This is a genomic window from Streptomyces sp. NPDC030245, from assembly GCF_055572995.1.
Genome location: NZ_JBVICF010000002.1, coordinates 388,920 through 400,258 on the forward strand (window position 1 = coordinate 388,920; position 11,339 = coordinate 400,258).

An 11,339-nucleotide genomic window follows, 5' to 3' on the forward strand; every position below is an offset into this window, starting at 1 on the left:
GTGGAAGAGGAAGAGTTCACCCTGCCCCGGTCGCGGGCGGCCAACGAACGGCTGCACGCCATGGTCCCCGGCGGGGCGCACACCTACGCCAAGGGCGACGACCAGTACCCCGAGGACCTGGCCCCCGTCATCAGCCACGGCCGCGGCGCCCACGTGTGGGACATCGACGGCAACCGCTACATCGAGTACGGCTCCGGCCTGCGGTCGGTGAGCCTCGGCCACGCCCACCCGCGTGTGCTCGAAGCGGTGCGGCGGGAGATCGACCGCGGCGGCAACTTCGTCCGGCCGTCCATCGTGGAGGTGGAGGCGGCGGAGCGTTTCCTGGCCACCGTGCCGACCGCCGAGATGGTGAAGTTCGCGAAGAACGGCTCCGACGTCACCACCGCCGCGGTGCGCCTGGCCCGTGCCGTCACCGGACGCCCGCGGGTGGCGATCTGCGGCGACCATCCGTTCTTCTCCGTCGACGACTGGTTCATCGGCACCACGCCGATGTCCGCCGGCATCCCGGCGGCGACCACCGAACTCACGGTGTCGTTCCCCTACGGCGACCTGGCCGCCACGGAGGAACTGCTCACCCGCCACCAGGACGACATCGCCTGCCTGATCCTCGAACCCGCGGGGCACACCGAGCCCCCGCCCGGCTACCTCGCCGGTCTGCGTGAGCTGGCCGACCGGCACGGCTGCGTGCTCGTCTTCGACGAGATGATCACCGGTCTGCGCTGGTCCGAGGCGGGCGCTCAGGGCCTGTACGGCGTCGTGCCCGATCTCTCCACGTTCGGCAAGGCGCTCGGCAACGGGTTCGCCGTCTCCGCGCTCGCCGGGCGCCGCGAACTGATGGAGCGGGGCGGTCTCCGCCACTCCGGCGACCGGGTGTTCCTGCTGTCCACCACGCACGGCGCCGAGACGCACTCGCTGGCCGCCGCGATGGCCGTACAGACCACGTACGTCGAAGAGGGCATCACCGCGCGGCTGCACGCCCTCGGCGAGCGCCTCGCCGCCGGTGTCCGCGAGGCCGCCGCCGGCATGGGCGTCGGCGACCACGTCGTCGTCCGGGGCCGGGCCAGCAACCTGGTCTTCGCCACCCTCGACGAGCAGCACCGGCCGTCGCAGGAGTACCGCACCCTGTTCCTGCGCCGGCTCCTCGCGGGCGGGGTGCTCGCCCCGTCGTTCGTGGTGAGCAGCGCGCTCGACGACGCCGACATCGACCGCACCGTCGAGGTGGTGGCCGAGGCGTGTGCGGTGTACCGGAAGGCGCTCGACGTCGCCGACCCCACGCCCTGGCTGGGCGGACGCCCGGTGAAGCCGGTGTTCCGCCGTCGCGCCTGACGCTACGTCAGTGGCGCTCGTGTCGCCGGGAGTCGGCTACCCGATCGACCAGCCACGCGGTCGCCGGAACCACCGCCAGCGCGGTGCACCAGCCGCCGAGCACATCGGTCGGGTAGTGCGCGCCGAGGGCGACCTGCGCCCAGCCCATGGCGGCCCCGGCGACCAGCGCCGCGACGAGCACGAGCGCCAGGCCGGCCGGCCTGGCGAGGCCGAGCCGACCGGCCGCGAGCAGCGCCACGACGAGGGCGAGTGCGGTGAGGAAGGCGGTGTGCCCACTCGGGTAGGACAGGTTGCCGTCACCGTGAATGGTGCGTCCCACCACGGGCTTGAGCAGCGTCGTCGCCCCCACCGGCAAGGCCGTGCCGGCGACGACGAGCACAACCGCGCGACCCCACCGAAACAACAGACAGCCCACCACGGCGGCCACCACCAGCGTGGCCGCTCCCCCGGGCTCCCCCAGGAAGTCCGTGGCCAGGGCGACGCCCCGCCACGGCGGCCGCACACTGTCAGCCGTCGGATCGATGACCCACCTGTCCACCCTGCCGGGCTCGCCGTGGCCCGCGTACAGAACCCCCAGCACGACAACCACCAGCGCGGCGAGGGCCGCGACCGCACCCAGCCACGCGCGCAGCGCCGAAGGCACCACAGCGGACGCGGGCCGCTCCCCCGCCCCCCGCCCCGGACTTCCCGCGACAAGGGAATCCCGCGCCTCCTCGTCCGACCGGTGGACAGTCATGAACCAGCGCCTCCCTGGCGGCCCGGGTTCACGCCGCGCGTTTCGCGTTCCGAGCACACCCTAACGAACAACGCGGGTGCGGAACACGGGCGTTGGGGTGCTGACGACTCCCTACGCCGGCGACCACCAGTTGACCCACAGGTCGGAGTCATCGGTGACGACGAAGGCGTACGGGCGCTGCCCGGCGTTCGGGGCGTCCTGCACGGTGAGCGCCTCGCCGGGGCGTTCGATCACGCGTCCGGGCGGGGTGTTCTGGGCGGACCAGTGCCACGCCTTGCCGTCCCACCAGTTGACGTACAGCTTCGCGTCGTCGGCGACGACGAAGACGTAGGGGCGGGTGAAGGCGTTCGGGTCGTCCTGCATCGTGACCACGCCGACGGAGTCGAGGACGAGGCGGCCGCTGGGCGCGCCCTGCGCGGTCCAGTTCCACTTGGAACCGTCCCACCAGTTCACGTACAGCTTCGAGTCGTATCCCTGGACGAAGGCGTAGGGGCGCTGCTGCGTGTTCGGGCCGTCCTGGACTTTGATGACGCCGACGCCCTTCCTGACCGGTTGCCCGGACGGCGCTCCCTGGTCGCTCCAGTTCCACTTCGCGCCGTCCCACCAGTTCACCCAGACCCGGGAGTCCTCGGTGATGACGAACGCGTACGGACGCGTGAAGGCGTTCGGGTCGTTCTTCATCGTGGTGGCGCCGAGGGGGCGGGAGATGGTGTGGTTCGGCGGCGTCCCCTGGTCGCTCCAGTGCCACTTGGAGCCGTCCCACCAGTTCACCCAGAGCCGGAAGTCGTCGGTGAGGACGAAGACGTAGGGGCGCTGCTTCGCGTTCGGGCTGTCCTGGGCGGAGACGACCCCGACCCCCTCACGGACCAGCCGCCCGCTCGGTGCGCCCTGGTCGCTCCAGTGCCATTTGCTGCCGTCCCACCAGTTGACGTGCAGCTTCGAGTCGTCGGTGATGACGAAGGCGTACGGCCGCTGCTGCGCGTCGGGACCGTCCTGGACCGTGACGGCGCCGACCTTCTCGATGACCGTGCGTCCGGCCGGCGTGCCCTGGTCGCTCCAGTGCCACGCCTTGCCGTCCCACCAGTTGACGTGCAGGCGCGAGTCGTAGCCGCGCACGAAGACGTACGGCCGCTGGGCGGCCCGCGCGTCGTCCCGCACCGTGACGGCGCCCATCGTGGCGCGGACACCGACGGTGGTGGTGGGTTGTTCCTGGTCGCTCCAGTGCCATGAACCCATCGCGTTCCCTCCCGGCCCGCACCCGGCCGTGCGGGTGGGGCATGCGGTCCGCTGTCTGCTCCTGCGTCGCAGAACGTAGTTGCCGTGTCTCGCGGCGTGAAGGGCGGACCGAGGAATTGGCGTGTTTCGTGGCGTACGCCCGCTTCGCCGCGTCCGACGTGACGTCGGTCGGTGCCGCTCGGGGGCGTGAAAGAGGGCCGGGCCACGGGAAGTGTTCCCGTGGCCCGGCCTCATGACGTGGCCGACGGGCCCGTCATGGCTGTGGACGCCGTCGACGCCGTGGACGTCGCGTCACGGGGCCAGCCGGTACGCGTTCGTGATCGTCTCGGTCACGGTGTTGCCCGCCGTGTCCTTCAGGTACACGCGGTACGACACGGCCTTGGCCGACGCCGGGTGCTTGACGCTCGCCGTGCGCGACCCCGTGGCGTCGGTCGTGACGGGGGCCGACTTCCAGGTGCTGCCGCCGTCGTAGGAGACCTTGACGGTCAGGGAGGCGATCCGGTCGGCGCCCGCCGCCGCGCCGGCCACCTTCAGCGGCACCTTGAGCGTGCTGCCCGCAGGCGCCGTGCCGTCCAGCGCCAGTTTCGGCGCGAGGCGGACGGTGGACAGCGGCAGCTTGGTGGGCGGGTCGTTGGGCGTCTTCGCCGACTTGAACGTCCAGACCGAGGACACCTTGGTGCTGGTCGTGGCGACCTTGGCCGCCCGGGTGGCCTCCATGGTCAGGCGGTAGGAGGCGGCGGCGGCCGGGAGGTCGGCGCTCAGCGCGCCGGGGTCGCCCTCGGCGAGGACGCGGCCGCCCGACTCCAGCCGGCTGAAGCCGCCGGTCGTCACGGAGCTGCCCGCGTGCCCGGCGCCGTCGCTGAAGAGCTGGACGTACGCGTCCATGGAGTTGCCCGCGCGGCGCGCGCCCTGCCCGTCATCGGCGTTGAGGTCGGGGCCGACGACCCCGGTGTTGAAGTTCAGCGTGTAGCGCTTGCCCGCCTTGTACGCGACCGCGTCGGCGCCGTAGTCGATGGTGGAATCGCCCGCGTCGTCGAGCTGCGCCATGGACCAGGCCCAGCGGATGTCCTTGGTGTTGACATAGCTCGTGCCGGAGGCCGGGAGCTTGAGCGCCGTCACCTGCTGAAGAGGCGGGTAGTAGTCGTTCTTGCCGATCGGCATGGCGGACAGCCTGCCCTTGCGCCCGGTGGCGGAGGAGCCCACGCCGTACTTCACCTCGGCGAGTTCGGCCTTGGTGGTGGCGTGCTTCAGACCGGAGAACCAGCTGCCGCTGCGGCTGAAGCCCAGTCGGTAGTCGGCCTTGTTCGCCCCGGTGCCCGAGCCCTTCCAGACGCCGTTGTACTGCGCGTTCAGCGTGGGCGAGGCGGGGCCGATGCCCAGGGTGCGGATGACGGTGCCGGTGCCGAGGCTCCAGCTGTTGGCGATGCCGAGGGCCGGGTCGTCGTAGCTGATGTGCGACGAGGTGAGCCGCGCGCCGGCGTCCGGCGTGGTGACGGCGACCGGCTTGGCCTTGCGGGAGTCCAGCGTGACCGTCGTCTTCGCGCCGAGCTTCAGCTTCGGCTGGACGAAGACCGCGAAGCTCTTGCTCGTGCTGGTGACGGAGCTCTCCAGCGCGTACGTGTCCTTCGGCAGCCGCAGGGTGACCGGCCCCTCCTGGACGGGCACCTCGATCTTCCGCTGCGCGCTGTCGGTGAGCGTGGTGGTGTAGTCGAACGTGCCCTTGCCGTTGAGGTCGAGGTGGCTCAGCGTGAGGTCGTACGACTCGACCTCGCGGTCGACGACGAGCCCGGTGCGCACTTCCTGGCCGTCACCGGCGGCCAGCAGTGTCCCGCCGTAGACGCCGTCGGCGGTGCCGAGCCTGGTGTCGGCGGTGACGGTGGTCTTCGCGGTGCCGCCCGCCGGGACGGTGAGCTTGGCGTCCTTGACGGTGAACATGCCCGCCGGGCCGGGGCGGCCCTTGGGGTCCAGGGCGTCGGCGGAGAGCGTGAGGGTGACGGGCTCGGTGCCGAGGTTGCGGTAGGTGACGGTCTTGGCGACCGGCTTGTCGTCGGTGTGCGGCCAGGCCTGCTTGCCGAAGCCGACCGTGCCGGGCTCGGGGACGACGGACGCGGTGACGGCGCGCGTCAGGTCGACGCGGCCCGCTCCCTGCTCATAGGCGTTGAGCTTGGGGTGGGGCTTGGCGGAGCCGGTCAGCGCGGCCTTGAGCTGCGGTCCCGTCCACTTCGGGTGCTGCTGGAGGAGCAGGGCGGCGGAGCCGGCCACGTGCGGGGTGGCCATCGAGGTGCCCGACAGCGCGACATAGGGTTCGTTGTCGGAGCCGTCGGGGGTCTGCGTGGAGCGCGCGGCCGTGATGTCGTCGCCGGGCGCGGTGAGGTCGGGCTTGGTGACCCCGTCGGCCTGCGGGCCCCTGCTGGAGGTCTCCGCGATGTTGTCCTGCTTGTCGACGGAGCCGACGGTCAGGGCCTCGGGGGCGCTGCCCGGCGAGTTCAACGTGCCGGGCTCGGGGCCGTCGTTGCCCGCCGCGATGACGAAGAGGGCCTTGCCGGAGAGGCGTGCGACGGCCTCCTCCAGCGGGTCGACCCCGGGCGAGTCGAGGCTGCCCAGGCTCATGTTGACGATCTTCGCCTTGCTGTCGACCGCCCACTGCATGCCGGCGGCGATGCTCGACTCGGTGCCGGTGCCCTCCACCTCGGAGATGACCTTGCCGTCCAGGACCTGCACGTCGGGCGCCACGCCCTTGTACGTGCCGCCCGACTTGGCCCCGGAGCCCGCGAGGGTCGAGGCGACGTGCGTGCCGTGGCCCATGCGGTCCTTGGCGTCGGGCGAGGACTCGGTGAAGTTCTTCTCGGTGACCTCGACGTTCTTGAGGTCCGGGTGCGTCTGGTCGACCCCCGTGTCCAGGACGGCGACCTTGACGCCCTTGCCGGTGTACCCGGCCTGCCACATGGTGGGGGCGCCGATCTGCGGCACGCTCTTGTCGAGGGCGGGGCGGACCTTGGCGTCCAGCCAGACGTGCGCGATGGACGGGGCGACGGTGGTGCGCGCGTTCGTACGACCGCCGGTTCCGCTCCCCGTGCCGCCGGTGAGCTCCGCCCAGACGTCCGCCGTGCCGGACTTGGGCGCGTCGAACGCCTCGCCGCCGATGGCGGGCAGCGCGCGGCGGTCGTGGGCCGGGCCGCGGAAGGTGTCGCCGGAGCGGCTGTTGGCGCGGCCCGGCCGGTACTTGACGATCAGCGGCAGCGATGTGCGGTGCGCGTCGTCGTACTTGTCCCTGACGAGCCGTGTGACGTCGAAGAGACGCCTGTCGAGCTTGCCCGCGCTGATCAGCGCCTGGGCGTCCTGCGGCACGACGTACGTGTGCCCGGCCTCGCGCCGCACCGCAATCGAGACCTCTTCGCGGCCCTTGCCGCGGATCAGCCGGACGACCTGCTTGCCCCCGGCCCGGACGACCACGCGGTCGCCGGTCACCAGTGTGACGGTCTTCGTCTTCCCGCCCTGCGCTGTCCGACCGGTCTTGGTCTCCCCCGCGGTCCGTGTGTCCGCGGTACGGTCCGGCCCCGTCCCGGAGTCGGCCGAGGCCACCCCCGCGACCAGTGCGCCGGACACCACGGCGGCCATCGCCGCCGTCCCCACCCTTGATATGCCTGCCACCCGATATTGCCTGTCTTTTGAGCGTGCCTGATGTGGTCGCCCGTAACACGTGATCTTGCGTACGTTTGGTTCTCGGGGGGCGGAGGATTCCTGGGATTTTTTTGGGGACGGCGGTCGACGGGCCGTCGGGGTGCGGCGTCAGAGGTTCATCGGCGCAGTGTCAGCAGGCCCGGGCGGTAGGGCAGCAGGCCGTAGTCGCCACCGGAGCTGGGGCTGCGTCCCTGGTAGAGCAGCTGGAGGTTGCAGGGGTCGACGGTCATGGTCTGGTCGGCGCCGGTGCGGATCAGTTCGCCGTGGCTGATGTCGTTGGTCCACGTGGCGCCGCTGTTGGCCTTGCCGGCGAAGGGGTTGCTCTCGGTCGCCGCCTGGGGGGTCCATGAGCCGTTGAGACTGGTGGCCGTGAACGAGCGGAAGTAGCGGCCCTGTGAGCCGATCGCCTCGACGATCATGAGGTAGCGGTTCTGGCCCTGGAGCTTGTAGACCTGAGGGGCCTCGAAGAGGTTGTTCGTCGTGTCGCTCATGACCACGGTCGAGTTCGTGCCGAAGCTGCCGGGGAAGTTCCCGATCGGCATACTGGCCCGGTAGATCTTGCCGTTGTCACCGGCGAAGAACAGGTACATGTTCGTGCCGTCGGCGATGAGCGTCTGGTCGATGGGTCCGGTGCCGGAGCCGGGGATGCTTCCGGAGAAGAGCTCCTTCGGGGCCGACCAGCCGTTGGGGTTGGTGGGGTCGCTCGACGTCCGGTAGGAGAAGGCGGTCCCGCCCCACTGGTAGGCGAGCACCCAGATGTTCTTCGGCGCGAAGTAGAAGAGCGTGGGCGCGACGGTGGACGTCGACATCGTGTTCTGGCTGGCGGAGCTCATCTCCGACCAGTTGGTGAACAGGCCGAAGTTCATCGAACCCCAACTCGTCCCGGTGTCGTGCGTCGTCGCGTAGACGAGTTGCTTGCCGTTGTACGGGACGACGGTGAAGTCCTTGAGCGAGACCCATCCCGGTTTGGGCTGCGCCAGCGCGCCCGTCGAGCTCCAGCGGTACGTGGACGGGAGATCGCACTGGCCGGGGTCGCCGCTGCCGACCTTGACGAGCTGCCACTGCTGGTTGGTGCCGCCCCAGTCGTCGTACTGGACGACGTTCGCGTTGTCGGCGGTGGAGCCGCCCTGGACTTCGAGGGCCTTGTTGCTGTGGCGCGCGATGAGCCGCACGTGGCCGTCGGAGCTGTCGGCGAGCCGCCACTGCTGGTTGGTGCCGTTCGAGTCGGCCCACTGGACGATCGAGGCGCCGTTGGCGGTGGACCGGCCGGAGACGTCGAGGACCTTGCCGGAGTGGCGGGACTTGATGCGGTAGTTGCCGTCACCGGAGTCGACGAACTGCCACTGCTGCTGGTTCTGGTCGTTCCTGGTCCACTGGGTGATGCGGGCGCCGTCGTGGGTCGCCAGGTTGTGGACGTCCAGGACCTTGCCGCTGTTGCGGTTGACCAGCACGTACCAGGCGTTGGTGTCGACGGTCGCCGTGGCGGCGGGCGGGGTGTCGGGCGCCGCCGCGGTGGGCGGGGCGCTCAGGAACGTGGCCGCGAGCAGCAAGGGCGCCAGGACGGCGAGCCAGCGTCTCGGGCGGGTCGAGGGCGGATGGCGTAACCACATCGGAAGACCTCCCGAAAACTTTCGGAAAACTCTCGAATACTCTGGCGCCACAAGCTAGGGAGACGGGGGCTCGCGGTCAAGACTTGTCGCGGACCTGCCCACAAACAACGGCTCTTCGTCGGGGGTCCGACCCGACCGGCACGCCTGGGCGACCGGGAAGCCTTCGAAAGTTTACGGACGGGGAGTGTCCGGCCCGGCCGTCACATCGTCAACTCCCCACTCTGTCCGCACCTGTTGACGACTCCCCTCCGCCTCACTACTGTCCGCCTCGAATCTTCGACGCACCGACCGTTGTTCGGTATTTCGACTGGGAGCGCTCCCAGATCTCTCAGACAGCGCGCTCAGCCGTCGCTTCAGTCCTTCCCTGATGTCCGCCTTGGAGGCACAGTCATGTCTGCGCATGCCCTTCCCCCACTACCCCCGCCTTCCCCACCCGCCGTCCGCCGCAGGCTCGGCGGTCTCGGCCTCCTGACGGCGCTGGTCGTCGGCGTCCTCGGCGCGGTCGCCCCACCGGTCGCGCCGCCGGCCGCACACGCCGCCGAGAGTGCGGCCGAGAGCACCCTCGGCGCCGCGGCGGCGCAGAGCGGCCGCTACTTCGGCACCGCCATCGCCTCGGGCAGACTGGGCGACTCGACGTACACGACGATCGCGAACCGCGAGTTCAACTCGGTGACGGCCGAGAACGAGATGAAGATCGACGCCACCGAGCCCCAGCGGGGCCGGTTCGACTTCACCGCCGCTGACCGCGTCTACAACTGGGCGGTGCAGAACGGCAAGCAGGTACGCGGCCACACCCTGGCCTGGCACTCCCAGCAGCCCGGCTGGATGCAGAGCCTCAGCGGCAGCACGCTGCGCCAGGCGATGATCGGCCACATCAACGGCGTGATGTCCCACTACAAGGGCAAGATCGCCCAGTGGGACGTCGTCAACGAGGCCTTCGCCGACGGCAGTTCGGGCGCCCGGCGCGACTCCAACCTCCAGCGCACCGGCAACGACTGGATCGAGGTCGCCTTCCGCACCGCGCGCGCCGCCGACCCGGCGGCCAAGCTCTGCTACAACGACTACAACGTCGAGAACTGGACCTGGGCCAAGACGCAGGCCATGTACGCCATGGTCAAGGACTTCAAGCAGCGCGGCGTGCCGATCGACTGCGTCGGCTTCCAGTCGCACTTCAACAGCGGCAGCCCCTACAACAGCAACTTCCGCACCACCCTTCAGCAGTTCGCCGCCCTCGGCGTCGACGTGGCCATCACCGAACTCGACATCCAGGGCGCCCCGGCCTCGACCTACGCGGACGTGACCAAGGACTGTCTGGCCGTCCCGCGCTGCCTCGGCATCACCGTCTGGGGTGTGCGCGACTCCGACTCCTGGCGACCGGAGCACTCACCGTTGCTGTTCAACGGCGACGGCAGCAAGAAGCCCGCCTACACCGCCGTGCTCAACGCGCTCAACGGCGGCTCCACCACGCCTCCCGGGGATGCCGGGCAGATCAAGGGCGTCGCTTCGGGCCGCTGCCTGGACGTGCCCGGCAACGGCACCGCCGGCGGCACCCAACTCCAGCTGTGGGACTGCCACAGCGGCGCCAACCAGCAGTGGACCCGGACCGCCGCGGGCGAGCTCAGGGTCAACGGCGACAAGTGCCTGGACGCCGCCGGCACCGGCAACGGAACCAAGGTCCAGATCTACGGCTGCTGGGGTGGCGACAACCAGAAATGGCGCGTCAACTCCGACGGCTCCATCGTCGGCGTCCAGTCCGGCCTCTGCCTCGACGCCACCGGGGCCGGCACCGCCAACGGCACCCTGATCCAGCTCTACTCCTGCTCGAACGGCGGCAACCAACGCTGGACCCTTACCTGAGCAATCCCGTGCCACCTCGGTCGGGCCACGCCACTGCCGGTGGCGTGGCCCGCCCCGCTGTTCATTGCGCCCAACTGCGGGACTACTTCCCCTCATTCTCGAAAGTCCGCAACAGGTCCGCCGCCACACTCACCGCGATCGTCGCGGGCTCCTTGCCGGTGATGTCGGACAAGCCGATCGGGGTCTTGATCCGGTCGATCGCGGCGTCGTCGTGGCCGCCCTCGGTGGCGAGGCGCTTGCGGAAGCGCGCCCATTTGGCCGCGGACCCGATCAGCCCCACGGAGCCGAGGTGCGTGGTGCGCAGGGCCGCGTCGCAGAGGGCCGCGTCCTCGGCGTGGTCGTGGGTCATGATCAGGACGTGGGTGCCGTGCGGCAGCTCCTCCAGGACTTCCTCGGGCAGCAGGGGCGTGTGATGCACGTGCAGCTGTGCCACCGCGTCCGACAGCGTGCCGAGCCGGGTGTCCGTGAGCATGTCCGCGCGGCTGTCGATCAGATGCAGGTCCAGGTCCTGGCGGGCGAGGATGCGCGCCAGTTCCAGGCCGACGTGCCCCATACCGAAGATCGCCACCGCCCGTACCACCGGCAGCGGTTCGAGCAGGACCGAGACCGTGCCGCCACAGCACTGCACGCCGTGCTGGTTGGTCACCTTGTCGTTCAGGGCGAAATCCATCAGTTCAGGCTCCGCCTCGGCCGCGGTGAGCATCTCCCGTGCGCGGTCGATCGCGACGGCCTCCACGTTGCCGCCGCCGATCGAGCCCCACGTCTCGTCGCGCCCGACGACGAGTTTGGCGCCGGCCTCGCGCGGGGCGTGACCGCGCACGGTCGCGACGGTCACCAGCACGCCGGGCTCCCGGCGCGACCGCAACCGCGCGACCGCGGCGATCCATGTCATG

Annotated in this window: 7 protein-coding genes; 2 read left to right on the forward strand and 5 right to left on the reverse strand. The window is 70.5% G+C overall.

Translation table 11 applies throughout. From position 1 onward, the window contains the following. On the forward strand, nt 1-1,326 hold the full coding sequence (locus ACZ4Z4_RS06415; RefSeq protein ID WP_468322998.1) for a glutamate-1-semialdehyde 2,1-aminomutase: 1,326 nt from the start codon (nt 1-3) through the stop codon (nt 1,324-1,326). Between the two features lie 7 nt (nt 1,327-1,333). Here the strand turns inward: ACZ4Z4_RS06415 and ACZ4Z4_RS06420 are convergent, their stop codons facing one another. The 4 genes from ACZ4Z4_RS06420 to ACZ4Z4_RS06435 form a co-directional block, all read right to left on the reverse strand. After that, nucleotides 1,334-2,062 carry a phosphatase PAP2 family protein gene (locus tag ACZ4Z4_RS06420; protein WP_468323001.1) on the reverse strand — a complete coding sequence of 243 codons (729 nt, stop codon included), beginning with the start codon at nt 2,060-2,062 and terminating at the stop codon, nt 1,334-1,336. Nucleotides 2,063-2,173: 111 nt separating this feature from the next. After that, entirely contained in the window at nt 2,174-3,298 is a 1,125-nt protein-coding gene (locus ACZ4Z4_RS06425) for a PLL family lectin (protein ID WP_468323003.1), read from the reverse strand. Nucleotides 3,299-3,589: 291 nt separating this feature from the next. Then, on the reverse strand, nt 3,590-6,916 hold the full coding sequence (locus tag ACZ4Z4_RS06430; RefSeq protein ID WP_468323005.1) for a S8 family peptidase: 3,327 nt from the start codon (nt 6,914-6,916) through the stop codon (nt 3,590-3,592). Between the two features lie 179 nt (nt 6,917-7,095). Continuing rightward, on the reverse strand, nt 7,096-8,589 hold the full coding sequence (locus ACZ4Z4_RS06435) for a non-reducing end alpha-L-arabinofuranosidase family hydrolase (RefSeq protein ID WP_468323008.1): 1,494 nt from the start codon (nt 8,587-8,589) through the stop codon (nt 7,096-7,098). A 390-nt stretch (nt 8,590-8,979) separates the two neighbouring features. Between ACZ4Z4_RS06435 and ACZ4Z4_RS06440 the strand changes: the two genes are divergently transcribed. Further along, nucleotides 8,980-10,446, forward strand: a complete 1,467-nt coding sequence (locus ACZ4Z4_RS06440) for an endo-1,4-beta-xylanase (RefSeq protein WP_468323011.1) — start codon at nt 8,980-8,982, stop codon at nt 10,444-10,446. Between the two features lie 82 nt (nt 10,447-10,528). Here ACZ4Z4_RS06440 and xdhC read toward each other — a convergent pair whose 3' ends face one another. After that, nucleotides 10,529-11,338, reverse strand: a complete 810-nt coding sequence (xdhC, locus tag ACZ4Z4_RS06445; RefSeq protein ID WP_468323013.1) for a xanthine dehydrogenase accessory protein XdhC — start codon at nt 11,336-11,338, stop codon at nt 10,529-10,531. Nucleotide 11,339 lies beyond the last annotated feature (1 nt).